The organism is Glutamicibacter sp. NPDC055354 (genome assembly GCF_053644955.1).
The window spans coordinates 913,542-937,504 of the sequence record NZ_JBSHMB010000001.1 but is presented as its reverse complement, the minus strand read 5'-3'; the positions used below and the strand labels follow the sequence as shown (position 1 = coordinate 937,504).

Below are 23,963 nucleotides of genomic sequence, written 5' to 3'. Positions count from 1 at the left end.
TCGAGGCAAAACCTACGCAGGCAGCTGCTCTGAGATCTGGCGCTTAATGCGGCCGAGCATGGCGGTCATGCCGCGCATGCGCAACGGCGACAGCGCACGGGTCAGACCCAGCTGCTGGGGCATGTCATCGGGAACGGCGAGAATCGCTGCGGCCTCCGCGCCGTCCAGGCCGGCAGCCAGCACCGAGGCGAAGCCGCGGGTGGTTGGAGCCTCCGGGGGAGCGGAGAAGAACAGTCCCACCGGGTTATTCGCTTCGGCCGAGACCTCGACGGCCAAGAACAGCGGCGACTGGCATTCGACAACCTGCTCGAATAGTTCAGGATGATCAGCCAGGCGTGCTGGAAGCTCGGGCAGCTCGCGCGAGTACTCCAGCAGCAGTTCCAGGCGGTCGGCCTCGGGCACCTCGGTGAACTCCTCGACGATTTCGTTCAGTGCATCGGGGAGCTGGCTCATGCGCGGGCTCCGCGCTGTGCAGGCATCTCGCCGGCGGCTTCGCCGCGAACGATGGGCACGCCGACCGCGTTGCCCCATTCGGTCCATGAACCGTCGTAGTTGCGCACGGTTTCGAAGCCCAGCAGGTGCTTGAGCACGAACCAGGTGTGGCTCGAACGTTCACCGATGCGGCAGTAGGCCACCACATCGTCGCCCGGCTTCAGGCCGGCGCCGTCGAGGTAGATGGCTTCCAATTCTCCGCGCGAGCGGAAGGTGCCGTCCTCGGCCGCAGCCTTGGCCCATGGCACCGATGCGGCGGTTGGGATGTGCCCGCCGCGCAGAGCGCCTTCTTCCGGATAATTCGGCATGTGGGTACGTTCGCCGGTGTATTCCTCGGCCGAACGCACGTCGATCAGCGGGTTGCCCAGGTGCTTCAGGACCTCCGGAAGGAAAGCGCGGATCTCGGAGTCGACGCGCTCGATCACAGGGTATTCGGTGGCGGTCACGGCCGGCTTCTCGGTGCTCAGCTCGCGGCCTTCAGCGATCCACTTGTCGCGGCCGCCGTCCATCAGGCGTACATCTTCGTGGCCGAAAAGTGTGAAGACCCACAGCGCGTAGGCGGCCCACCAGTTGGACTTGTCGCCGTAGATGACCACGGTCGACTCGCGGGTGATGCCCTTGGCGGCCATCAGCTGTGCGAAGCCTTCGCCGTCAACGTAGTCGCGCGTGACTTCGTCGTTCAGCTCCGTGTGCCAGTCAATCTTCAGTGCGCCTGGCACGTGGCCAGTGGAATACAGCAAGATGTCCTCATCCGATTCCAGTACTACGAGATTCTCGGCTCCGAGGTTGTCTGCCACCCACTGGGTGGAAACCAGTCGTTCTGGGTGAGCGTAGGCTGCATATTTCTCGTTGGACTCGACGGGCAACGACATTCCTAATCACGATCCTTGCGGGTGTCAGTTTTTGCCACGCTGGAAACAGCGGGCACGGGCATTACTTCTAGCCTAGTCCTCATCCATTGCGAACCCAGTGTGCTCTACGACATTTTCGGCAATGATTCGCCGCGTTCAAGGTAAACTGGCCGATGGGAAAGCCACGGCTTCCCGACCATTTCCTGAGCAATCAACTGAAGGACTCCCACAGCCAATGGCGACGATCACCCACCTGAGCGAGACCAAGCCGAATCTTTCAATCGAAGAACTGCTGGCCGGATTCCACCCGTCCTACCGCTTTGGTGAAGTGTCCTTCAATACCTATCGCCCGGATCCTAACCAGCCTTCGCAGACCGAAGCCGTCAATAAGCTCAAGGCTTTCGCAGAAACCGTGGGCAAGAACAACTCCGGTTCGTTCTTCTCCAAGCTTTTCGGCAAGAAGAAGGAAACCAAGAACGGCATCTACCTCGATGGCGGCTTCGGCGTAGGCAAGACCCACCTGCTCGCCTCCCTGTGGCATGCAGCCCCGGGCCGCAAGGCCTTCGGCACCTTCGTTGAGTATACCAACCTGGTTGGCGCGCTGTCTTTCCGCCAGACCGTTGAAGTGCTCAGCCAATACTCGCTGGTCTGCATCGACGAGTTCGAACTGGATGATCCGGGGGACACCGTGCTGATGTCCCGGTTGATGCGCGAGCTGTCCGATGCTGGCGTGAAGCTGGCGGCAACCTCCAACACCCTGCCTGGTGCGCTGGGCGAGGGGCGCTTCGCGGCAGTGGATTTCCAGCGTGAAATCAAGACCCTGTCAGAGCAGTTCGACGTGCACCGCGTCGAAGGCGAAGACTTCCGCCACCGTGGCCTGCCCGATGCCCCCGAGCCCTTGGACGATGCGAGCATCAAGGCATTCGCCCTGGATCGCTACCCGGACAAGACCTTGGCCGATGACAACTTCGAGGATCTGGTGGCTCACCTTTCGAAGGTTCACCCGTCGCGTTACCGCCAGTTGCTTTCCGAGACTGATGTGCTGGTTCTGCACAACGTGGATACCATCACCGATCAGGCCATCGCCCTGCGTTTCGTGGTTCTTGCGGACCGCCTGTACGACAAGGACGTGCCAATCGTTGCCTCAGGCAAGCCATTCAGCGAACTGTTCACCCCGGAAATGATGTCCGGCGGCTACCAGAAAAAGTACTTCCGTGCCGTCTCGCGCCTGACCGCTTTGGCTCGTGAAGGCCAAGTTGGAGAACCAGCCCTCTAAGCCGGAAACACCTGTCCCGCCACTTCATCGTCGAGCCCTGCGCTCGACGATGAAGTGCGTTAAGAGCCCTGCCACCAAGGCCCAGAAGGCACCACCGATCCCGAAGAGCGTGAGATTGCCGGCAGCGACCAGGACCGTGGTCAATGCGCTCAACCGCCAGGAGGAATCGGCCATCGCTCCGAGCAGCGCATTGGCGAGTGTTGCCAGCAAGGCCAAGCCCGCCGCCGCCTGGAACAGCCCCTCGGGCGAGGCGCTGGCCACCGATACGATCAGCGCGCTCAAGGCACCGAAGACCAAGTAGAAGACGCCTGAACTCGCCGCCGCCCGCCAGCGCAGCCGGGGGTCCGGGCCGGCCTGCTCTCCGGCAGCCAGCGCCGCGGTGATTGCCGCCAGATTGATGGCATGCCCGCCGAAGAACGCGCCGCTAGCCGACCCCACTCCGGTCGCCAGCATGGTGGGGCGCCACGGCGCTGTGTACCCGAAGGAGCTGAGCACGGCCACGCCCGGAATATTCTGCGATGCCATCGTCACCACGAACAACGGAACGCTGATGCTGGCAATGGCCTGCCAGGAGAATTCAGGACTGACCCATTGCAGCTGCGGAAGAACTTCGAGCGAATCCCACGTCGCGGTGCGGCCAATATGCCATAGGCCGAAACCCACCGCCGCCAGCATGCTCAGCGCTACAGCGAATTTCGGAAGGATCCTGAGCCCGATGAAGAACACCAGGAGGATACCCAACGCGGGCAACGGGATGCTGGCCACGGCTGTAAATGGTTTCAGGCACAGCGGAATCAAGACACCGGCGAGCATGCCTTGGGCAATTGGGACCGGAATACGAGTGAGCAGCCGGTGCAAGGACGGTACCAGACCGGTCAACATGATCAGCGCGCCGCTGACGATGAATGCCCCCACTGCCTGATTGAACCCGAACACTCCGGGAGCCAGTGAGGCGAGCATCGCTGCACCGGGAGTGGACCATGCAATGCTGATCGGCTGGCGGTATCGCAGCGAAAGCGCAATGGTGCTCAGGCCTACGCAGAGGGACAGGACGAATAAGCCTGAGGCCGCCTGTTCGCTCGAAGCTCCGACCTGGAATAATCCGGCCAGTACGACAGCGAAGGATGCTACAAACCCCACCATGGTGGTGATCAATCCCGCAAGCACGGAATGGAAAAGGCCAGCTCCACCTGGGGGCGTGTGACGAGTCATACTCTTTTTCTACAGGGTGGCGCCGGTTGGCCGAAAATCGGCATGAATTAATTCCCCTGATATGACGTTAAAGCAGGGAAGGCACCGACCTCGGTCGGTACCTTCCCAGGATGCTCGGGCAAGCCGAGGGGAGTGCGTCGAGGAATTAGGCCTCGTTATTCTCGCCTTCGCCTCCGCCAAGGCCATTGAGGTAGTCGCCAGCGCCCTGCTGGACACCGTCTACCTGCTCGGCGAACTTGCCGCCGGTCTTGTCATCGACAAAATCACCAGCCTGTTCGATACCCTGGGATACCTGCTCCGGGTTCTCCTTGGCGAATTCCTCTGCCTTGCCACGCAGATCATCAAATCCTGCCATGCTGCACCTCCATTCGTCTGTGGGAACCCCTGTAGCTCCACAACTACCACCCACCCTAAAGGCTCAGGCCAACGCATGGAAGTGCATTAGGGACATTTCCCCAGTTGCCTAGGTGTTTTGCTGGTGGCTGTCAGATTGCACACAGGTTAGCTATTTACTAGTCAGGGAAGTGGTGGCCGCCTGGAACGATGGTTAAAGCAAAGATGGGAATCACGAAAAGTGATTCCCATCTTTATTTGGAGCGGTCAACGAGGTTCGAACTCGCGACCTCAACCTTGGCAAGGTTGCGCTCTACCAGCTGAGCTATGACCGCAAAACTATATTCAATTATTTGGAGCGGTCAACGAGGTTCGAACTCGCGACCTCAACCTTGGCAAGGTTGCGCTCTACCAGCTGAGCTATGACCGCATATATTTAATTAGTAGATCCATGGTCTGGAGAACCATGATTCCGTGCGCGATACTGGGATCGAACCAGTGACCTCTTCCGTGTCAGGGAAGCGCGCTACCGCTGCGCCAATCGCGCCGAAGATTCGCAAGGAATCTCGACAGAATTCAAAATTGCCTTATGAATTCACAGAGCGGTCAACGAGGTTCGAACTCGCGACCTCAACCTTGGCAAGGTTGCGCTCTACCAGCTGAGCTATGACCGCATATATTTAGTTATTAGATCCATGGTCTGGTGAACCATGATTCCGTGCGCGATACTGGGATCGAACCAGTGACCTCTTCCGTGTCAGGGAAGCGCGCTACCGCTGCGCCAATCGCGCAAAAAAGATCAAGCAATCTTCATTGCGAGGTGGGGACGGGATTCGAACCCGCGTATACGGCTTTGCAGGCCGCTGCCTCGCCTCTCGGCCACCCCACCATACTGACCGAAGTCAGAGTGACTAGTTTTACCTAGTCGGTGAATCTTTTTGCGAGCGGACAACGAGGTTCGAACTCGCGACCTCAACCTTGGCAAGGTTGCGCTCTACCAGCTGAGCTATGTCCGCAAAATGTGTTGTTTTCTGAACGTTTCCGTTCGCTCCAACGAGTAAAAACTCTATACGAGTTTTCGCATCCCCACAAATCGAAACGCTGAGATCTGGTTCACATGGCCTAAAAACCGCGGAACTACGCGGAAAATTGATTTTTCCGTCTCGACTAGGAGCGAAGCAATCCGAGTGCATGCCATGATCGTGTGCATGACGTCACCAAAACTGGCTATTCAAACAGACCTGGGCCGCATGTACAGCCGAAAAGTCGGCGGGGAAGCGATTGTCCCATCCATCACCACAGTCATCGGCATGGACAAGCTCGACCTCTCCGGCTGGGCCGGGTACATGGCGGCCAAGTCGCTTTCCGATGATCATCGGCTGGTGCAAGCGGTGGGGGACCCGCGCCAATTGCGCTCACTCGTGCGAGATGCAGCCGGTGCGGCCGAAGCTTATCGGGATTCCGCGGCCATGCGCGGGGACCGGGTGCATAACTACGCGGAGCAGCGCGCCCTGCAAGCGCTGGATCTGGAACATGACCTGGGCGCAGCTCAAGCCGCGCTCGAAGCGAATAAGGAGTTGGGCTTCGCACGCCACTTTGACCAATGGTGGGAAGACTACAACGTCCAGCCCATTGCCGCCGAGGTGACGGTTTGGAATCACAGCGTCGGCTACGCCGGCACCATCGACCTGGTCGCCAAGATTGGCGGTCGAACCTGTCTCGTTGACTACAAGACCAAAAACACCGACCGCGACGGCTTCGTCAAGCGTCCTGACGACAAGGTGATCATGCAGCTCGCGGCCGCATGCAAAGCCGAAGAGCAAGTAGTCGATGCCGAACAAGGCACGTGGAAAGGGTGGGAGCACGGGACCGATGCCATGCTGCTCGCCGTAGCCCTGGGCGAGACCGGGGCACGCACCTTCATGGCCCCACCTCCAGCTTTGCCCGACTACTGGTCCAAGTTCTATGCCTTGCGCCGGAATTGGGAAGCCTCATTCAGGATCGCGCAGTCGCGTGCCTCACTGGCCGAAATCACGCCGCCAGCTCAATAAAGTCGCACGCCCACCGCGTAGACTGGAACGGTTAGCTTTCGGCATTGCGAAACCTAATACCAATGTCCACGGCAGGGAAGGTACCAGCGGATTATGGCGATTTTGGGAATTCGGATCATCGGAGACCCCGTTCTACGCACCCCAGCGCAGGAGGTGACCGACTTTGGCCCGGAGCTCCAGAAGCTCGTCGAAGACATGGATCAGACGATGGAAAACGTCACCGGTGCAGGACTTGCCGCACCGCAGGTCGGTGTTTCCCTGCGTGTCTTCACCTACCAAATTGGCGAAAAACGCGGACATATCGTGAATCCGGTGCTGGAGCTCAGCGAGGATTACCAGGAAGACCAGGTGGAGGGCTGCCTGTCCATCCCGGGCATTGCAGCACCAGTTCGGCGCCGGCGCTATGTCAGGGCCACCGGCTTCGATAAGTTCGGCAACCCGGTAGAACTCGAAGGCGCCGACATGCTCGCCCGCTGCTTCCAGCACGAAACCGATCACCTGGACGGCATCTTGTTCCTGGACCGGCTGGCACCAGAAGAAAAGAAAGCGGCGTGGCGCACCTTGCGGGCCAACAACTACTCGCAGACCGCTAACGCCACCGTAAAGAAACGTTCCGGAGCCCTGGGCTCCAGCTTTGGCGCAGGATTGGGGTTCTAACTCATGCGTATTTTATTCGCCGGCACACCACAGGTCGCCGTCACTTCCCTGGATTACCTGCACGAGGCCGGTTTTGAAATTGCCGCAGTGCTCACCCGTCCCGATGCCCCGTTGGGACGCAAACGCGTGCTGACCCCATCGCCGGTTGCCGCTCGCGCCGCAGAGCTTGGCCTGCCGATCATCAAGGCTGCCAAGATCACCGAAGAAACTACCGCCGAACTTGCGGCCTTGGATCTTGAAGCCGCGGCCATCGTCGCCTATGGAGGGCTAGTGCCGGAGGCGGCATTGGCAGTTCCAACCTATGGCTGGATCAACCTGCACTTCTCCTTGCTACCGCACTGGCGGGGTGCCGCTCCGGTGCAGCATTCCATTATCAACGGCGATGACATCACCGGTGCAGTCACCTTCCAGCTGGAAACCGGACTGGACTCAGGTCCGGTATTCGGACAGGTCACCGAGAGAATTGGTGAACTGGACACCGCAGGCATCATGCTCGAACGGCTCAGCCGGTCCGGCTCGAACCTGCTGGTGCAGACCTTGCAAGCTCTGGATTGCGGGCAGGCCATTGCCATTCCGCAGTCCGGATCGCACACCTACGCACCGAAGATTACCGACGTGGATGCGGAGCTGGACTTCACCCGGACCGCCACGGAAATCCGTCGGCGCGCCCACGGAACCACCCCGTCCCCGGGCGCCTGGGTCAAGGCCGAAGACAAGCGCTTCAAATTCGGTCCACTGCGTGAGCACCGCGAGATCGCCGACCTTGCGCCAGGCGAAGTGCGCATCGAGCCAGGCAAGCAGCCGAAAGTATACATCGGCACCGCCACCTGGGCACTGCAGCCCACCGAAATCCAGCCTCCGGGCAAGAAAATGATGAACGCCAGCGACTGGGCACGTGGAGTGCTCACCCAGGGAACGAAAGTGAGCTTCGCATGAGCGGACAGGAACCACGCGGCGGATACCGCGACAATGAACGCCGCAATGAGCAGGGCCGTACCCGCAACCGCGGCCAGGCCGGCCCGCGCAAGTACTCGGCATCCGCACCCGGCCAGCGAAAGCGCGCGGCCGACCCGGCACGCCTGGTAGCTTTCAAGACCCTGCGTGAGGTATCCGGCGCGGATGCCTACGCCAACCTGGTGCTGCCGAAGATGATCCGCGAATACCAGCTTGACCGCCGTGACGCGGGCTTCGCCACCGAACTGGCCTACGGGGCACTGCGCGGCCAGGGGTTCTACGACGCGATCCTGACCACCCTGGTTGACCGTCCGCTGGCCGAGCTGGATCCGGCCATCCTCGATGCGCTGCGCCTGGGCGCCCACCAGCTGCTGGCCATGCGTGTGCCCAAGCATGCCGCCCTGGATGAAACCGTGTCGCTGGCTCGTGCGCAGATCGGTGCCGGCCCGTCCGGCCTGATCAACGCCGTACTGCGGCGCGTTTCGGCCAAGGAAGCCGACGAATGGACCGAACTGCTGGGCAATGCTGCCGCTTCGGAGTCCGAGCGGCTGGCCATCGAGCACTCGCACCCGGATTGGATTGTCCGTGCCTTGCGCGGCGCGCTGATTTCCCATGGCCGCGACGCCAGCGAACTTGAAGCCCTGCTGGAGGCGGATAACCTGGCGCCGTTGGTGAACCTGGTGTCCCTGCCAGGGCTGGGCGATCTGTCCGGCGCCCTGGAATCCGGGGCGGAACCGGGCACCTTGCTGGCTGATTCGGCCACCTACAAGCACGGCGACGTCTCGCGTGTGCCAGGGGTCAAGGAAGGCACCGTGCGTGTCCAGGATGCCGGCAGCCAGGTCATGGCCCGCGCCCTGGCTACTATCGAATTGCCCGAAGCCGGCGAGGACCGCTACTGGCTGGATCTTTGCGCAGGTCCAGGCGGAAAGGCGGCGCTGCTCGCAGCGATCGCCGTGCAGCGCGACGCCCGCCTGACTGCCAACGAGCCAACACCGCACCGCGCTCGCCTGGTCGAGAACTCGTTGGCTGCGGTGCCGCATGACTACTGGATGGTCACCGGTGACGACGGGCGCAGCTTCGGCGGTCTGGACTATGCAGGGGACTACGACCGCATCATGGTCGATGCACCTTGCTCCGGCTTGGGCGCATTGCGCCGCCGCCCGGAATCGCGTTGGCGCAAAGCCCCGCGCGACATTCCGGAACTGACCAAGTTGCAAGGCGAGCTGCTCGCTGCAGCCTTCAACGCGGTCCGCGTCGGCGGCGTCATCGGCTTCGTCACCTGTTCGCCGCATCAGGCCGAAACCCGCCTGGTTGTGGAAGACTTCTTGAAGCACCACGAAAACGCGGCACTGCTGGATACCAGCGCCGCGGTTTCCTCGGTGATGTATCAGGACGCGCCATCGGCAGGCCATGCACTGGGCGATGGGAGCACCGTGCAGCTGTGGCCGCACGTGCACGGCACCGACGCCATGTTCATGGCAATCCTGACCAAAAAAGCCTAGCCAAGACCGAGTATTCCAAGGAGCATCCATGCGTAATGCGCGGATCAACCCGTCGATCCTGTCCGCCGATTTTGCGAACCTCGCTAGCGAGCTGGACCGCATCCACACTGCCGACGCGGTCCACGTGGATGTCATGGACAACCATTTCGTTCCCAATCTGACCCTGGGCTTGCCCGTGGTTGATGCGCTGCACAAGGTCAGCAAGCTGCCGATCGATGTGCACCTGATGATTGAGAACGCGGATCGCTGGGCCCCGGAATACGCGCAGCTCGGCGTGGATTCGGTAACTTTCCACGCCGAGGCTTCGGCAGCTCCTGTCCGCTTGGCTCGTGAATTGCGTTCCGCCGGGTCCAGGGCCGCCATGGCCTTGCGCCCGGCCACGCCGATCGAACCCTACCTGGACATGCTCGGCGAGCTGGACATGGTTCTGCTGATGACCGTGGAACCAGGTTTCGGCGGCCAGAAGTTCCTGGATCTGGTCCTTCCCAAGATCGAGCGTGCCCGGGCTGCCATTGACGGCAGCGGCAAGCCGATTGCGCTGCAGGTTGACGGCGGCATTTCGCGCGACACGATCCTGCGCGCCGTCGAAGCCGGTGCGGATGTCTTCGTCGCCGGTTCCGCGGTGTACTCGGCCCAGGAGCCATCGGTGGAAATCGATGTATTACGCAATCTTGCGCTGGGCGGTCACTAGCGGCGCACAAAGTGTGTCAGAATAAACTCAGTAAACACGAATACGTGCTCCGGGGTCGGTGAAAGTCCGAACCGGCGGTGATAGTCCGCGACCCGCAACCAAAGCCACAAGCTGAGGGAACGGTTGAACTGGTGAAATTCCGGTACCGACAGTTAAAGTCTGGATGGGAGAAGCACGAATTTGATATGCCTACTGGTACTGCCGATAGCCCGCACCGGGTCTATCTCCTAAAGCAGAGCCACAGGCCCATCAAATGCACACCCCCGGAGCCGCCGCTTCGAGAAGGGTGGAATGATGGATTTCCTGCGGTGGCTCATTGAAGCTTTCAACTCACAAATTGCGATCGGCTCGTCGGCACTTTTGGTGCGCGAAGTCGTAGGCAATATCTTCGGCCTGGCCAGCGCCGTGGGCGGCATGCGCCGCAAAGTCTGGGCCTGGCCTATCGGAATCGTCGGCAACCTGTTGCTGCTGACGGTGTTCCTGGGCAGCATTTTCGATACCGGATACACTGCCAACCTCTGGGGCCAAGCCGGCCGGCAGATCATGTTCATCGCCGTCTCGGTCTTCGGCTGGTACCGCTGGAAGCAGGCCAAGAACGGCACCGGTAGCGCCGTCACCCCTGAATGGGCTTCCAACAAGGCTCGCCTGGGCCTGATCGCCGTGCTGATCCTCGGCACTCTCGCAGTGACACCGATCTTCCGCCTCCTCGGCTCCTATGAACCTGTCTGGGCTGATGCATGGACCTTCGTTGGCTCGATGCTCGCCACGTACGGCATGGCCAAGGGCTGGGTCGAATTCTGGCTGATCTGGGTCGCCGTCGACGCCGTAGGCGTGCCGCTGCTGTTCTCCGCCGGCTACTACGCCAGCGCGTTCATGTACCTGTTCTACGGGGCATTCACCCTGGTCGGCTTCTTCGTCTGGGCCAAGTCCAAGCGCGACGCGAAACCCCAGATTGAAACTGAAATGCTCGATCCAACCATCTCGCGCCAACGCTGAAAGGGGAGCAGCACCATGATTACGACCCAGCAGCTCGACGCCGCATTGCGCACCGCGCTGGAAACTGCCGGACGCGGCCACCGCGGGGCCAACCCGCTGGTCGGCGCCTGCGTCCTGGATGCCGAGGGAAATATCATCGCCACCGGTTTTCATATCGGGGCGGGGCATCCGCACGCCGAGGTCGACGCACTGCGGCGCCTGGGCAAGATGCCTCCTGCCAAGGCCCGCGAACTAACGATGGTAGTGACCCTCGAACCGTGCAACCACACCGGTCGCACAGGTCCCTGTGCCCGAGCCATCGTGGAAGCCGGCATCGGGCAGGTGTACTACGCAGTCTCGGATAACACCGCCGCCAGCGGAGGTGCCGACTACCTGCGCAGCCACGGAACCCAAGCCACCCAGCTGGAGGATTTCTCCGCGGCGAAGCAGCTGAACCACCGCTGGTTCATCGCCAAGGCTGAAGGTCGACCGTTCATCACGGTGAAAATTGCCCAGTCGCTCGACGGCCGGATCAACGCACCGGATGGCACGAGCCAATGGATCACCTCCGAGGCCTCGCGCAACCACGCGCACACCCTGCGCTCCCGCGTGGATGGCATCCTGGTCGGCACGAACACGGCGATCATCGACAACCCGCGGCTGACCGCCCGCACTCCCGAGGGGCAGCTGCACGAGCGCCAGCCCTTCCGCCTGGTCATGGGTGAACGCGATTTGCCAGCAGATCTGGCACTCGCCCAGGGAAGCGATTGGTCGCAGATCCGCAGCCACGATGTGCAAGAGGCCATCGCCCGGGCTAACGAGTTGGGCCTGGCCCATCTGCTGATTGAAGGTGGCGCCACGGTCGCCTCGGCCTTCATCGCAGCAGATCTGGCCGACGAAATCTACTGCTACCAAGCACCAGTGCTGATCGGCGCAGGCAGCTCATCGGTCAACATGCCAAGCACCACCACACTCAGTGACGCGCAGCGTTTCCGGCTGGATTCGGCCAGCAACGAATCGTTGACCCGGCTGGGCGATGATATTGCCCTGCATCTAGAACCGTTGCCCCGCGCCTAAGCGCCAGCAACCCCAAACTTTTCAAGGAGTAATCATGTTCACCGGAATTGTCACCGGCCGGGGAGTCATAGAAGGCATCGAGACCTTCAGCGGCAAGGATCTGGCAGTACTGACCCTGCGTGCCCCGGGCCACACCGAAAACCTGGGCCTTGGCGGTTCTCTTGCCGTCAACGGGGTCTGCCTGACCGCCACCGAGCTGGAAGGCGACACGCTCAGCGTCGACGTCATGGGCGAAACCCTGCGCCGCACCACCATCGGCGCCTTGAAAACCGGCGACCAGGTCAACCTCGAACGCTGCACCCCCGCCGGCGGCCGGCTCGATGGGCATGTGGTGCAGGGCCACGTAGACACCGTCGGCGAGGTGCTGGCCCGCGAAGACCACGGTCAGTGGACCACCTTCCGCATTGGAATCGACGCTGCTTACGCGCCCCTGACCGCGGAAAAGGGTTCCATTGCGCTGGACGGCATTTCGCTGACCATTACCGCAGTCTCCCCGGCAACGAATTCCGGTGGGCACTGGGTCGAGGTCGGCATCATCCCGATCACCCTCGCCGAGACCACCATGGGCACCCGCCAAGTGGGCGAGAAGATCAATATCGAGGTCGACGTGCTCGCCAAGTACGTGGCACGCCTGAATGAATTCGGTGGCCAGCAGTAATGGGCACCTCGACTTTGGATTCCATCCCTACCGCGCTGGCAGCCCTGGCCGCCGGCCGAGCCGTAGTGGTCGTCGACGACGAGGACCGGGAAAACGAGGGCGACATCATCTTCGCCGCCCAGCACGCTACGGCCGAGCTGATGGCCTTCACCATCCGCTACACCTCAGGGGTGATTTGCGTGCCCTTGGGCGCCAAGCGGGCCGACGCGCTGCGCCTGGCCCCGATGGTCGGCATCAACCAGGATGCCAAGGGCACTGCCTTCACCGTCACCTGCGACGCCGCCGAAGGGATCACCACCGGTATTTCCGCTGCCGATCGTGCGCTGACCAGCCGACTGCTGGCCGACCCGGCCACCGAACCGGCCCAGCTCTCCCGCCCGGGCCATATCTTCCCGCTGCGAGCTGCGGCCGGGGGAGTGCTGGAACGTCGCGGGCACACCGAAGCGGCGGTCGACCTGTGCCAGGCCGCCGGCTTGGAACCGGTTGGGGTGATCGGCGAAATCACCAAGGACGACGGTGAAATGATGCGCCTGGATGACCTGCGCGTCTTCGCAGCTGAACACAACTTGCCGCTGATCTCCATCGACGACCTGGCCCGCTGGCGCCGAGTCAACGACGAGATCGAGCTGACCGATCCGATCAAGCTGCCCACCGCCTTCGGGGACTTCACCGCCCGCGCTGCTACCGCAGAAGGCCACGAGCACGTCGTGCTCAGCCACGCCGGCCCCGACGGCGCTAAGCCCGGCAACCTGGTGCGCATCCATTCGGAGTGCCTCACCGGGGACATTTTCGGTTCCTACCGGTGCGACTGCGGCGAACAGCTGCATGCTTCGATGGAAACCATCGCCCGCGAAGGCGGTCACGTCATCTACATCCGCGGGCACGAAGGCCGCGGCATCGGCCTGGCCAACAAGCTGCGCGCCTACGCCCTGCAGGAAGGCGGCATGGATACCCTGGACGCCAACCTTCATCTGGGCTTCCCTGCCGACGCACGCGAGTACTTCGCCGTCGCTGCCATCCTCAAGGCCATGGGCATGGACGAAATACGATTGCTGAGCAACAACCCGGACAAGCAGGAACAGCTGAATGACGCGGGAATCAAGGTAGCAGAGCTGATCGGCCTGCAGATTGCACCGCGTGAGCAGAACTCGGCCTACCTGCGTACCAAGCAGACGCGCTTCGGCCACCACCTGGATCTGCCCGATGCCGACGATGACCAGCAGGCCGACGTCTACCACGGCGCCTGAACCCCACGAATCCAGAAGAATAGAAGGAGCATCAAGATGAGCAAGCATGGCGCACCTGCCGATGTCAGCGAACAGCTGAAGGCCCTGGCCGTTCAGGAGAAGTTCTCACAGCTCAAGGTGGCCATCGTGGCCGCGAGCTGGCACGAGGTGATCATGAACGGACTGATTGACGGCGCCGAGCGCGCCGCCAAGGATGCCGGTCTGGAATCGAGCACCACCCTGGTCCGTGTCCCGGGCACCTTCGAATTGCCGGTCGCTGCCTCCACCCTTGCCGGCGACTACGACGCGGTCATCGCGCTGGGCGTGGTCATCCGTGGCGGTACCCCGCACTTTGACTACGTCTGCTTGGCCGCGACCAATGGCTTAACCAATGTGAGCGTGGACACCAAAACACCAATCGGTTTTGGCGTGCTCACCTGCGATAACGAAGAGCAGGCCCTTGACCGCGCTGGCTTGGAAAACTCCAGCGAGGACAAAGGCTATGAAGCCTACTCGGCTGCCGTCATGACGGTAGCCGCACTGCCATAGCATTCGGGTGGCCCTGTCACAAAGGGCCACCTGAATACAGCCCCTGCAGAGAAAACAGCTAGGATAAGTTCCGTGAAAACTTTTGACGAGCTCTTCAGCGAACTATCGCTCAAGGCACAATCCCGCCCGGAAGGCTCACGTACCGTCACCGAACTCGACTCTGGTGTCCATGGCATCGGCAAGAAGATCGTCGAGGAAGCCGCCGAAGTTTGGATGGCTGCGGAGTACGAAACCGATGAGGCCGCGGCGGAGGAGATCTCCCAGCTGCTGTACCACCTTCAGGTCCTCATGATCGCCAAGGGAATGACCTTGGCCGACGTTTACAAGCATCTATAGCCGTCGCGCGATTGCGGCCTGATCCACTGCCGATCAGGTCGCAGTCAACGCACGGCGGCAGAAACAACGGCCAACGAATTAATCCTTGGCGCTTGTTTATGGCTAATCGCCGCAGCGCCATTCATGACGAAATGAGTCAACAATGCTCCGCGTAGCCCTACCCAATAAGGGTGCCCTATCCGAAATCGCTTCCACCATGTTCAAGGAAGCCGGCTACCTCCAGCGCCGCGATTCCCGCGAACTGGTCCTGGTCGATGAGGAAAACCAAGTTGAATTCTTCTACCTGCGTCCGCGCGACATCGCAGTCTATGTCGGCCGGGGAATCCTGGACGTAGGCATCACCGGTCGCGATCTGTACCTTGACGCAGATGTCGACGACGCTGTCGAAGAGCAGCTCTCGCTAGGCATCGGGAAATCGGCTTTCCGCTTCGCTGCCCCGGTTGGCGCCTTCAACGATGCACAGCAGCTCAATGGCAAGCGCATTGCCACCAGCTATGACGTGCTGCTGCGGCACTACCTCGAAAAGTCCGGCATCCAGGCTTCGATCGTGCGCCTTGACGGTGCCATCGAATCTTCGGTCCGGCTGGGCGTGGCCGATGCCATCGCTGACGTTGTAGAAACCGGCAATACCATCAAGGCCGCTGGCATGGAGATCTTCGGCGATCCGCTGCTGAACTCCGAAGCAGTCATGATCGGCCGTGTCGGCCACAAGCCATCCGGCTTGGACGTGCTGATCCGCCGCCTGAACGGTGTGCTCGTTGCGCGCCAGTACGTCATGCTCGACTACGACGTCCGCCGCGAGCTTGCCGACCAGGCTTGCGAGCTGACCCCTGGCCTGGAATCGCCAACCGTGTCGGACCTTGCAAACTCCGATTGGGTGGCCGTGCGCGCCATGGTCAAGAAGTCGCAGACCAATAACATCATGGACGAGCTGTACGAAGTTGGCGCCCGCGCCATCTTGGTCAGCCAGATCCACGCCTGCCGCATCTAAGTAGACAAGGAAAATTCGCTGATGAGCGTTGCAATTCGTGTTATTCCTTGCCTCGACGTTGACGCCGGACGTGTTGTGAAGGGCGTGAACTTTGCGGGGCTTCGCGATGCTGGCGATCCCGTTGAGCTTGCCCGTCGCTACAATGATGCAGGTGCCGACGAGTTGACCTTCTTGGATGTCACCGCATCCAGCGCGGATCGTGAAACTACTTATGAGGTCGTTCGCCATACCGCAGAAGAAGTTTTCATCCCGCTGACCGTAGGCGGAGGCGTCCGCGCTGCCGAAGACGTCGATCGCCTGCTGCGCAACGGCGCCGACAAGGCCTCGATCAATACCGCGGCGGTGAACCGTCCTGAGGTCATCAACGAGATTACCCAGCGCTTCGGCTCCCAGGTACTCGTGCTGTCGCTCGACGCCCGACGCACAGATGACCCGACGATTGCATCGGGCTACGAGGTTACTACTCATGGTGGTCGTACCGGCACGGGAATGTGCGCCGTAGCTTGGGCCAAGGAAGCTGCTGAACGAGGCGTGGGGGAGATCCTGCTGAACTCGATCGATGCTGATGGCACCAAGGATGGTTTCGATCTGGAAATGATCCGTGCAGTTCGCGCCGAGGTCTCGGTCCCGCTGATCGCATCGGGTGGTGCAGGAAAGCCTGAGGACTTCCCTCCAGCAATTGAAGCAGGTGCCGATGCCGTTTTGGCCGCCTCGATTTTCCACTTCGGTCCGAAGGACATGATCGCCAAGGTCAAACAGGCCATCCGCGAAGCTGGCTACCCAGTTCGCTAGGCACGTAAGCCGAAGGCCCAGCACCAAATGGTGCTGGGCCTTAGCTGTACCCGGCTAATCGTTGGCAATCAGTTCCTTCTCGGTCCGCCAGACGTCAATTTCAATAGGAACGCTGGCGACGGCAGCCTGGCCGGGTATAGCTTGCCACGCGCCACCATCGACGCTGAATTCTCCGCGGTAGAGAGTGGTCACCCCGACCTTGAAAGTTCCCGTCTCTCCATATGAGTGACTCGTGGGGGTTTCATCTCTCAGCGTATGGTGCGGCATCGGTTCGCCAGGGAAACTTAGATTTCGAGTCGTCCCATCCCCATAGTTCCAGTTCCACTGAATCGGTATCGCTTTGATTCGAACAGCGGATCCAGAAAGATCCGAGTTGAACGCTTGAGTTTCCGCGGTCGCCCAAAGATGCGTGTGGCCATTGCGTAGAGAAAATTCATTCGGCTCACTGTTGATGGAAGACGCTTTGATTGGATAAGACCTGAATCGTTCAATGTCGATTGAGATTTCGGGGATGACCTGTTCCTCGGGGATCGTGATTTTCGGGGGATCACCGAGACAATAACGATATTGTCTAATGACACGTCCGTTTTCATTTAGAAGCTGGCGTGTAATCGGAAAAGTACCATCATCACAGCGCGTCTGATCTGGAATACTGTCACAGATATTCACTGATTCTCGACCCGGTATGCAAGCGTCAAAGTCGCGGAACTTAAATTTCTTCTGTTTGGGAAGTACCTTTGGAGTATTTTCATTTTTATGTTCGCGATCATTCCGGTCGCTAATGTTAATTTTTGGGATACGGTCAGAGTATATTGTCTCCTTGTGTCTTTCTTCGATTTTATTATTATCGAACAAGACTCGGTCCTGGTCCGAGGAAGACTTCTCGGGGGATAGAACCGTATAAGAGTATGGAAAAACCCCGACGGAAATTGTGAGTAGGCTCGTCAATAATCCTGTCCTGAACCTCATCTCTCTTCGACTCCGATGATTGTATAAATTTTCCACTGCTTGTCGAATTCCAATCCGATTCCGGCTTCTGTGGCCTCAAGCTTTGAGAATTCAGAATCGATTTCATTCGGAAGTAGGTAAAATTGGGCAGCGTCGGCAGTGTATTGAACTGTAACCACAGCGAGATTTTTGCCTGAAATGTGGGAATCTAATATTTTCGGATGGTGTTTTCCACCAACTTGCCATTTTCCGCTTTTTTCTGCTCTGGTGGCAGAATCAATAATTGATTCTGTACAAACAGTGCAGTCAGGACTAGTTACGTTCTTGATTATCTTGGGGTCATTCGTCTCGATCGTGTAATTGAGCAATTCAAAGTAGTACTTGGTGAAGGCGGCTGCTCCGTCCACGCTGTACTCGTCCGCAAGTGCTGGCCGTTCCGGGACAGGAACATTTTCTGCGGGTCCATCGGCTGAGGCAGGCTTGTACTTGAGGTTTTCGGCCGGCGACGGTTTCTCTGCTGTCGAAACCGGATTCGGTGACGTCTCGATAGCGGCGGACGGTGAGCTCTTTGGCCCTTTAGCGTTCCCTGCGTTGCAGCCTGATAGTGCGAGTGCAACTGCTGCAACGGACGCGACAACTGCAATTTTCCGAGTGTCCATTCGAACTCTCCATGATCATTGGGAATGCCAGGTTGTGCGCCATCCTATGCCCGTGTTTCAAGAAAGTGGAGAGTCTTTGAGGAATCTGTGGAAAACTCAGGGCAGCTAAATCCCGAATCCCAATTACCTGTAACCACGTTTGATGACGGTCTGGAGTGAAACGATGCGACTGGCGACGTTTGATTTCAGGACTCATGGAATCGCCTAGCCTGAAATCAGGCACGTTCAATTAGCTGAGCGGTGCCTTACTCGGGAGACTCTCAAGCGCGATGGCAGAAACTTTCCATCCGTTGTCGGTGTATTCAAGTCCCATGGTGATTTCACCCAGATTTTGTTCTTCGACAATGATGTTTTCCTGATCGGGACGAAGGAGCGAACGTTCAGACAAGGTCAGCTCGCCCATCAGATAAGCAGAATTACCGTCAAACCGGACGATATAGTCCGTGTGCAGGAAGTAGTAGCCGCCGGTTTGCATGTCTTCCGGACCTGTTCGGAGGTCTTCTTGCTCGCGGAAGGTCTTCCAGCACTGTTCCGCTTTGCATGTTCCGGTAACTATCGGGGTGAAATCGGCGGAGTCCTGGTAGATGATTTCATAATTGAGCAAGTCGAAGAAGTACGTTGCGGCGTCCTGGACTCCGTAGTCCGATTTTTCATACGTGATATCTGCCGACTCCGGAAGCTCCAGTTCGCTTGATGGAGGTGCCTGCGTGGTACTTGAAGCCGTCGGCAATGAAGCCGAGGACGCCGGATCGGCGGGTGCGACTGAAACGAAGAGCGCTGATACCAGGGCAACCAAGACGGACGCGGGCACGATGGCGATAGCGACATTGGGGTAATGCTCAAGGACTCTGCGCGTGTTCATGGCTAAGCTCCAGACCTGTTGGATATCGATTGCTCGAAATCCTAGGCCGGTGCGACGCGAACTTGGACGGCACACCCACGAATGTGGATAACCAAGGGAGCTTTATAGCCCTGGCTTGAAGCCCTTGACGATTTCCAATGCGGTTTCCCCGCCTTCGAACAAGACCAGGCTCTGGTCGATGCGGCCGAAGGAGTACATCATCAGCTCGGTGACCGGGCCGGTAATCGAAACAGCGTTCGGAGCCTTCTTGGCGACATGACGCTGGCCATCGGGACGCGTCAGGATGATGCCAATTGGCGCATGGCGGAACAGCAGGCGAGACATGCGGGTCAGCGACTGCCAGAGCAGTTCGGTGTACTCGGTGTCCAGGACCCGCGGAGCCCACTGGCCGCGGGCACGCCGCACATCTTCGGTGTGGATGAAGAACTCGGAGAGGTTCGCCGACTGGTTGACCTTCTCGATGGCGAAGGGCGAGAAAGCGGGCGGACCCGATCGGAAGCTGCGGACCAACCCGGCATAGCCTTCGGGAGTCTGCGCCGCGATCACCATTTGGTTCTGCTTCGCCTCGAGCTTCTTGGACAGCGGTTTGAAGAACATGCCGGCAGAAAGCAGTGAGCTTTCGCGCAACACAAGGTGAGCGGCGAGATGGCGGGTCTGCCAACCGTCGCAAAGGGTGTCGGCGGTAGGTCCTGCCGCAAGCAGGGTCTCGGCCAACGCAAGTCTGGAAGCCTGAACTAAGTGCATCACCTCTGAAACTAGCACGCTCCAAGTGACTAATTGTGCAAGGTGAAAGAGGTGTCGCCAAGACGGCGTGGCGCGTCGACGAGCGGTACGTCACAGGTCTCTGGATTCCGCGGAAAACCAGTATGCTAATGGTGATGTCTACTTCTAACGACGGCTCGAATCCGAGCCCTGAATCCCACAGCCTCGACCCGGCTATTGCCCGGCGTCTCAAGCGAGATGCCAATGGCCTGTTTGCTGCCATCGCGCAGCAGTACGACTCCGGGAAAGTGCTGATGCTCGGCTGGATGGACGATGAAGCGTTGCACCGCACGTTGACCACTGGCCGGGTCACCTTCTACTCCCGTTCCCGCCAGGAATACTGGCGCAAGGGCGACACCTCCGGCCACTTCCAGTTCGTGAAGTCCGTTGCCCTGGATTGCGATGGGGACGCGCTGCTGGTGCAGGTCGACCAGGTAGGCGCCGCCTGCCACACCGGCACCGAATCCTGCTTCACCGATCGTGAATTGCCGGCCGTCGTGGGCCACCGCCCCGAGTAGGACTTTCGAAGCACCGGCACACGCGGTTGGCTAGCGCCGGGAATGCCGCGCCCAGCTGCGCATCGCAGCACGCGCTCGAAGAATACGTAGAAGAAGAACACAGATGAAAACCCTTGGCAAGATTTCCCCGTCCCGCGAGTCCTTCCGCGCCATGGCCGCGAACCGTCGTGTCATCCCCGTGACTATCACCGTGCTGGCTGACTCGCTCACGCCCATCGGCCTCTACCGCACCCTGGCGCAGGGCCGCCCGGGCACTTTCCTGATGGAATCGGCTGCCCCGGGCGGTGTCTGGAGCCGCTATTCCTTCATTGGAGTGAACTCCCCGGCAACGCTGAGCACCCGTGGTTCAGAAGCCTACTGGCAGGGCCATGCGCCAGCTGGCCTGCCTACCGGCGGTGCGGGCGTGGAGGTCTTGCGCGACACCGTGCGCGCGCTGAAGACCGAACCCGTTCCCGGCATGCCTCCCTTGACCGGCGGCATGGTCGGCTTCATCGGCTGGGAATGCGTGCGCCACTGGGAGAAGCTGCCCAACCCGCCGGCCGATGATCTGAACCTGCCTGAGCTGAGCATGAACCTGGTAGCGGACATGGCTGCCCATGATGCGGCCGAAGGCACCGTCACGCTGATCGCCAACGCGATCAATTTCGATGGCAGCGACGAGAACGTCGACGACGCCTACGACGGTGCCGTCACCCGCCTGCAGGCGATGCTCGACCAGCTCGCCGTGCCAGTGGATTCGGCCGCGGCGGTGCTCACCGGTACCGATGTGCCGCGCGAAACCCTGATGGAAGCTGTCACCCACTCCTGGGATGAAAACGAATACCTCAAGGCGCTGGCCAAGTCCAAGACCGCGATCGTGGACGGAGAGGTCTTCCAGATCGTCGTCTCGCGCCGCTTCGAGCTGGAAACGCAGGCCGACGCGCTGGATGTCTACCGCGTGCTGCGCGCGACTAACCCGAGCCCGTACATGTACCTGTTCAACTTCGTCAACGAGGACGGCGAACGGTTCGAGATCGTCGGTTCCTCGCCCGAAGCGCTGGTCACCGTCAACGATTCGCACGTGGTCACCCACCCGATCGCCGGTTCCCGCCCGCGCGGGGCGAACTACGAGGACGACCAGCTGCACGAGAAGTCGCTGCTCAACGACGAGAAGGAGCGCGCCGAGCACCTGATGCTGGTTGACCTTTCGCGCAACGACCTCTCGCGGGTCTGCAAGGCCGGCACCGTGGAAGTCACCCAGTTCATGGAGGTCGAGCGCTTCAGCCACATCATGCACCTGGTCTCCAATGTGGTGGGCAAGACCCGCGACGACGTGGACGCCTACGACGTGCTGGCCGCGACCTTCCCGGCCGGCACGCTCTCCGGCGCACCGAAGCCCCGCGCCCTGCAGCTGCTGGACGAGTACGAACCGTACCGCCGCGGCATCTACGGCGGCGTGGTCGGCTACCTGGACTTCGCCGGCGACATGGACATGGCCATCGCGATCCGCTCCGCGCTGCTCAAGGGGGAGCGCGCCTATGTGCAAGCCGGCGGCGGCATCGTCAATGACTCGAAGTTCGCCGACGAAGCCCTGGAAACCGTGAACAAGGCAGCCGCCCCGCTGCGCGCCGTCTGGGCTGCGCAGTCGATGCGTGCGGCCCACAACATCAACACCGAATCAGGTGAAACGAAGTGAAGAAATTGACCAGCGCCCGCACCCTCGCCCTCTTCGGCATGGCCGGCGCACTGATCGGCCTCTGGTCGGCCACCCGCACATGGATCACCGTCGATGTGGCCTCCAGTTCCGTGCAGATCCCGCAGATCGCCATCGACGGCGCCACCGCCGCCGCCTCGGTCACCGCGGTCTCCGTGGTGGTGCTGGCCGGTTCACTGGCGCTGCTGATCGCCGGGAAGATCGCCCGCTACATCATTGCGGCGATCTGCTTGCTCGCTGGTGCCACCGTGGTTGCCGCCGGCCTCGGGGCGCTGCGCGATCCGCAGGCCGTCGCCTCCACCACCGTGGCCGAAGCTACCGGACTGGCCCAGAACGTCGGCGAGTACACGCTCAGCGCGTGGCCAGCGGTCGCGGTGTTCGCCGGAGTGCTGATGGCGCTGCAGGCCGTGCTGGTGTTCGTCTTCGCCGGCCGCTGGCCCGCTAAGGCCAGCAAGTACGATCGGCAGGCGGCAAGATCCAGCGCGGAGCCCAAGGACCAGTCCTCGCGCAACATCGCCAGCTGGGAGCAGCTCTCGGACGGCGAAGACCCGACTGCTGGCCGGAAATAACCCGAGCGGATCGTGATTCGCACCACCGGCGCGAAACGTAGGCTTCCGGAATAGGAGGTTCTCGCGCGCAGGTGGCAGAATGGAACCTGAAGACCAACGTCCCGGGCAGCAACGCCCTGCCGGGACGCAGCATCACAACATGAGGAGACATCGAACATGTCGCAGAACACCGAGCTCGATCCGGTATACACCGAAGAGATTGGCCACGGTAACTCCATCGCAGCGTGGGCCTGCGTACTGACCATGATTGCCGGTTCAATCGTGGCCGGCATCGCCTTCGCCTACTTCGCCTGGTCCATCGTCTGGGTCGGTTGCGGCATCATGGTGGTTGGCCTGCTCCTGGGCTGGATCCTGAAGGCAGCCGGTTTCGGCGTGGGCGGCGCTCGCAGCGGAGCATCGCACTAAATTGACTGTTCTTGATGAGATCATCGCGGGCGTCCGGGAAGACCTGGGCGCCCGTCGCGCAATCACCAGCCTGGAAGCGATCAAGCAGGCCGCGGCAGCGGCAGCTCCTGCGCGCGATGCTTTCGCCGCGCTCGGTGGCCATGCCGACCAGGCCGCCCGCGACACCACGCTGCGTGTCATCTCCGAGGTCAAGCGCAAGTCCCCGTCCAAGGGTGCGCTGGCAGATATCCCGGAGCCTGCCGTACTGGCCGCAGAATACGAGGCCGGTGGCGCCTCGGTGATTTCCGTGCTCACCGAAGCCCGCCGCTTCGGCGGTTCGCTGCAGGATCTCGACGCGGTACGCGCTGCCGTGCAGATTCCGGTGCTGCGCAAGGATTTCACGGTCGACGAGTACCAGATCTACGAAGCCCGCGCCCACGGCGCTGACCTCGTGTTGCTCATTGTTGCGGCGCTGAATGATGAATTGCTGGCATCTTTCCTAGAATTGACTCACCAGCTGGGAATGAACGCCCTGGTGGAGACCCACACCGAGGAGGAAATCGCCCGCGCCAGCAAGGCCGGAGCGAAGATCATCGGTGTGAACGTGCGCAACCTGAAGACGCTGGACGTCGATCCAGCCACCTTCGGCAAGCTCGCTCCGCTGCTGCCGGCCCAGGCGGTGATCGTCGCCGAGTCCGGTGTGGAATCCACCGAACAGGTCGCCCAATACGGTGCGGCCGGCGCCGACGCGGTCTTGGTGGGCGAAGCGCTGGTGAAGCATGCCGATCCGCGCGCTACGGTCGCCGCGTTCATCAAGGCCGGTACCGGCGCCAAGCCGCAGCGCTAGCCGCGCACGGCGGTGAAGGACCCAGAACTGCTTTTCGTGCCCCGCAGGAGTTTCCGGCGGGGCACGAGACTTACCACGAATCAAGCTCCGTACGAGGA

General features: G+C 60.9%; 27 protein-coding genes, 7 tRNA genes and 1 riboswitch. Of the genes, 19 read left to right on the top strand and 15 right to left on the bottom strand.

The window, feature by feature from the left end; translation table 11 throughout:
- Positions 1-12: 12 nt before the first annotated feature.
- Positions 13-453 (bottom strand): SufE family protein, encoded by a 441-nt coding sequence (locus tag ACWICV_RS04360; protein WP_105656729.1) that lies wholly within the window; start codon positions 451-453, stop codon positions 13-15.
- A complete protein-coding gene (locus ACWICV_RS04355) occupies positions 450-1,364 on the bottom strand; it encodes a sulfurtransferase (protein ID WP_332594951.1) in 915 nt (304 codons plus the stop codon). Before ACWICV_RS04355 ends, ACWICV_RS04360 begins: the two co-directional genes overlap by 4 nt.
- Before the next feature lie 214 nt (positions 1,365-1,578).
- Here ACWICV_RS04355 and zapE point away from each other — a divergent pair, with 214 nt between their 5' ends.
- Positions 1,579-2,619, top strand: coding sequence for a cell division protein ZapE (gene zapE, locus ACWICV_RS04350; protein ID WP_400288195.1), 1,041 nt, complete (start codon positions 1,579-1,581; stop codon positions 2,617-2,619).
- Between the two features lie 24 nt (positions 2,620-2,643).
- Here the strand turns inward: zapE and ACWICV_RS04345 are convergent, their stop codons facing one another.
- The 9 genes from ACWICV_RS04345 to ACWICV_RS04305 all read right to left on the bottom strand — a co-directional run bounded on the left by ACWICV_RS04345 (position 2,644) and on the right by ACWICV_RS04305 (position 5,180).
- Complete coding sequence (locus ACWICV_RS04345) at positions 2,644-3,831, bottom strand: benzoate/H(+) symporter BenE family transporter (protein ID WP_454090686.1); 1,188 nt, start codon at positions 3,829-3,831, stop codon at positions 2,644-2,646.
- Positions 3,832-3,976: 145 nt separating this feature from the next.
- Entirely contained in the window at positions 3,977-4,186 is a 210-nt protein-coding gene (locus ACWICV_RS04340; protein WP_133834248.1) for an antitoxin, read from the bottom strand.
- A gap of 237 nt (positions 4,187-4,423) precedes the next feature.
- Positions 4,424-4,499 (bottom strand) — tRNA-Gly (locus ACWICV_RS04335).
- A gap of 19 nt (positions 4,500-4,518) precedes the next feature.
- Positions 4,519-4,594, bottom strand: a tRNA-Gly gene (locus ACWICV_RS04330).
- 45 nt (positions 4,595-4,639) lie between these two features.
- Positions 4,640-4,711, bottom strand: a tRNA-Val gene (locus ACWICV_RS04325).
- A gap of 54 nt (positions 4,712-4,765) precedes the next feature.
- Positions 4,766-4,838, bottom strand: a tRNA-Gly gene (locus ACWICV_RS04320).
- A 45-nt stretch (positions 4,839-4,883) separates the two neighbouring features.
- Positions 4,884-4,955: transfer RNA gene (locus tag ACWICV_RS04315), tRNA-Val, on the bottom strand.
- Between the two features lie 27 nt (positions 4,956-4,982).
- Positions 4,983-5,053: transfer RNA gene (locus ACWICV_RS04310), tRNA-Cys, on the bottom strand.
- A 54-nt stretch (positions 5,054-5,107) separates the two neighbouring features.
- A tRNA-Gly gene (locus ACWICV_RS04305) sits at positions 5,108-5,180 on the bottom strand.
- Positions 5,181-5,372: 192 nt separating this feature from the next.
- Between ACWICV_RS04305 and ACWICV_RS04300 the strand changes: the two genes are divergently transcribed.
- From ACWICV_RS04300 to hisF, 13 genes are all read left to right on the top strand, one after another.
- The gene (locus ACWICV_RS04300) at positions 5,373-6,215 is read left to right on the top strand and encodes a PD-(D/E)XK nuclease family protein (protein WP_286172228.1); all 843 of its coding nucleotides are present in this window, start codon (positions 5,373-5,375) and stop codon (positions 6,213-6,215) included.
- Between the two features lie 93 nt (positions 6,216-6,308).
- The gene (gene def, locus ACWICV_RS04295; RefSeq protein ID WP_133834247.1) at positions 6,309-6,872 is read left to right on the top strand and encodes a peptide deformylase; all 564 of its coding nucleotides are present in this window, start codon (positions 6,309-6,311) and stop codon (positions 6,870-6,872) included.
- 3 nt (positions 6,873-6,875) lie between these two features.
- Positions 6,876-7,808: a methionyl-tRNA formyltransferase gene (gene fmt, locus ACWICV_RS04290; RefSeq protein ID WP_454090687.1), complete on the top strand. Its 933-nt coding sequence runs from the start codon at positions 6,876-6,878 to the stop codon at positions 7,806-7,808.
- The gene (locus ACWICV_RS04285) at positions 7,805-9,328 is read left to right on the top strand and encodes a transcription antitermination factor NusB (protein WP_434691063.1); all 1,524 of its coding nucleotides are present in this window, start codon (positions 7,805-7,807) and stop codon (positions 9,326-9,328) included. The genes fmt and ACWICV_RS04285 overlap by 4 nt, the downstream gene beginning before the upstream one ends.
- A 28-nt stretch (positions 9,329-9,356) precedes the next feature.
- The gene (rpe, locus tag ACWICV_RS04280; protein ID WP_454090688.1) at positions 9,357-10,019 is read left to right on the top strand and encodes a ribulose-phosphate 3-epimerase; all 663 of its coding nucleotides are present in this window, start codon (positions 9,357-9,359) and stop codon (positions 10,017-10,019) included.
- 41 nt (positions 10,020-10,060) lie between these two features.
- Positions 10,061-10,198, top strand: a riboswitch (FMN riboswitch).
- 115 nt (positions 10,199-10,313) lie between these two features.
- Positions 10,314-11,015, top strand: a complete 702-nt coding sequence (gene pnuC, locus ACWICV_RS04275) for a nicotinamide riboside transporter PnuC (RefSeq protein ID WP_105661574.1) — start codon at positions 10,314-10,316, stop codon at positions 11,013-11,015.
- A 15-nt stretch (positions 11,016-11,030) separates the two neighbouring features.
- Positions 11,031-12,071, top strand: coding sequence for a bifunctional diaminohydroxyphosphoribosylaminopyrimidine deaminase/5-amino-6-(5-phosphoribosylamino)uracil reductase RibD (gene ribD / locus ACWICV_RS04270; RefSeq protein ID WP_105656720.1), 1,041 nt, complete (start codon positions 11,031-11,033; stop codon positions 12,069-12,071).
- A gap of 34 nt (positions 12,072-12,105) precedes the next feature.
- The gene (locus ACWICV_RS04265; RefSeq protein WP_454090689.1) at positions 12,106-12,729 is read left to right on the top strand and encodes a riboflavin synthase; all 624 of its coding nucleotides are present in this window, start codon (positions 12,106-12,108) and stop codon (positions 12,727-12,729) included.
- Entirely contained in the window at positions 12,729-13,976 is a 1,248-nt protein-coding gene (gene ribB, locus ACWICV_RS04260; protein WP_454090690.1) for a 3,4-dihydroxy-2-butanone-4-phosphate synthase, read from the top strand. Before ACWICV_RS04265 ends, ribB begins: the two co-directional genes overlap by 1 nt.
- 36 nt (positions 13,977-14,012) lie before the next feature.
- On the top strand, positions 14,013-14,504 hold the full coding sequence (ribH, locus tag ACWICV_RS04255) for a 6,7-dimethyl-8-ribityllumazine synthase (protein WP_332594955.1): 492 nt from the start codon (positions 14,013-14,015) through the stop codon (positions 14,502-14,504).
- Positions 14,505-14,576: 72 nt separating this feature from the next.
- The gene (locus ACWICV_RS04250; RefSeq protein ID WP_038991810.1) at positions 14,577-14,840 is read left to right on the top strand and encodes a phosphoribosyl-ATP diphosphatase; all 264 of its coding nucleotides are present in this window, start codon (positions 14,577-14,579) and stop codon (positions 14,838-14,840) included.
- Positions 14,841-14,982: 142 nt separating this feature from the next.
- Positions 14,983-15,831 (top strand): ATP phosphoribosyltransferase, encoded by an 849-nt coding sequence (hisG, locus tag ACWICV_RS04245; RefSeq protein ID WP_105656716.1) that lies wholly within the window; start codon positions 14,983-14,985, stop codon positions 15,829-15,831.
- Positions 15,832-15,852: 21 nt separating this feature from the next.
- A complete protein-coding gene (hisF, locus tag ACWICV_RS04240) occupies positions 15,853-16,623 on the top strand; it encodes an imidazole glycerol phosphate synthase subunit HisF (RefSeq protein ID WP_105656715.1) in 771 nt (256 codons plus the stop codon).
- A 54-nt stretch (positions 16,624-16,677) separates the two neighbouring features.
- Here hisF and ACWICV_RS04235 read toward each other — a convergent pair whose 3' ends face one another.
- The 4 genes from ACWICV_RS04235 to ACWICV_RS04220 all read right to left on the bottom strand — a co-directional run bounded on the left by ACWICV_RS04235 (position 16,678) and on the right by ACWICV_RS04220 (position 19,836).
- Positions 16,678-17,478, bottom strand: coding sequence for a hypothetical protein (locus ACWICV_RS04235; RefSeq protein WP_402470926.1), 801 nt, complete (start codon positions 17,476-17,478; stop codon positions 16,678-16,680).
- 110 nt (positions 17,479-17,588) lie between these two features.
- The gene (locus ACWICV_RS04230) at positions 17,589-18,230 is read right to left on the bottom strand and encodes a DUF6318 family protein (protein WP_402470929.1); all 642 of its coding nucleotides are present in this window, start codon (positions 18,228-18,230) and stop codon (positions 17,589-17,591) included.
- A 229-nt stretch (positions 18,231-18,459) separates the two neighbouring features.
- Positions 18,460-19,092 carry a hypothetical protein gene (locus tag ACWICV_RS04225; protein ID WP_454090691.1) on the bottom strand — a complete coding sequence of 211 codons (633 nt, stop codon included), beginning with the start codon at positions 19,090-19,092 and terminating at the stop codon, positions 18,460-18,462.
- A gap of 102 nt (positions 19,093-19,194) precedes the next feature.
- A complete protein-coding gene (locus tag ACWICV_RS04220) occupies positions 19,195-19,836 on the bottom strand; it encodes a TIGR03085 family metal-binding protein (RefSeq protein ID WP_454090692.1) in 642 nt (213 codons plus the stop codon).
- Positions 19,837-19,970: 134 nt separating this feature from the next.
- Between ACWICV_RS04220 and hisI the strand changes: the two genes are divergently transcribed.
- The 5 genes from hisI to trpC all read left to right on the top strand — a co-directional run bounded on the left by hisI (position 19,971) and on the right by trpC (position 23,865).
- On the top strand, positions 19,971-20,372 hold the full coding sequence (gene hisI, locus ACWICV_RS04215; protein ID WP_105656852.1) for a phosphoribosyl-AMP cyclohydrolase: 402 nt from the start codon (positions 19,971-19,973) through the stop codon (positions 20,370-20,372).
- A gap of 103 nt (positions 20,373-20,475) precedes the next feature.
- Complete coding sequence (locus ACWICV_RS04210; RefSeq protein WP_332727224.1) at positions 20,476-22,047, top strand: anthranilate synthase component I; 1,572 nt, start codon at positions 20,476-20,478, stop codon at positions 22,045-22,047.
- Positions 22,044-22,634, top strand: a complete 591-nt coding sequence (locus ACWICV_RS04205; protein WP_133834236.1) for a Trp biosynthesis-associated membrane protein — start codon at positions 22,044-22,046, stop codon at positions 22,632-22,634. The genes ACWICV_RS04210 and ACWICV_RS04205 overlap by 4 nt, the downstream gene beginning before the upstream one ends.
- Before the next feature lie 156 nt (positions 22,635-22,790).
- Complete coding sequence (locus ACWICV_RS04200; RefSeq protein ID WP_105656709.1) at positions 22,791-23,039, top strand: HGxxPAAW family protein; 249 nt, start codon at positions 22,791-22,793, stop codon at positions 23,037-23,039.
- 1 nt (position 23,040) lies between these two features.
- Positions 23,041-23,865 carry an indole-3-glycerol phosphate synthase TrpC gene (gene trpC / locus ACWICV_RS04195; RefSeq protein ID WP_454090693.1) on the top strand — a complete coding sequence of 275 codons (825 nt, stop codon included), beginning with the start codon at positions 23,041-23,043 and terminating at the stop codon, positions 23,863-23,865.
- Positions 23,866-23,963 lie beyond the last annotated feature (98 nt).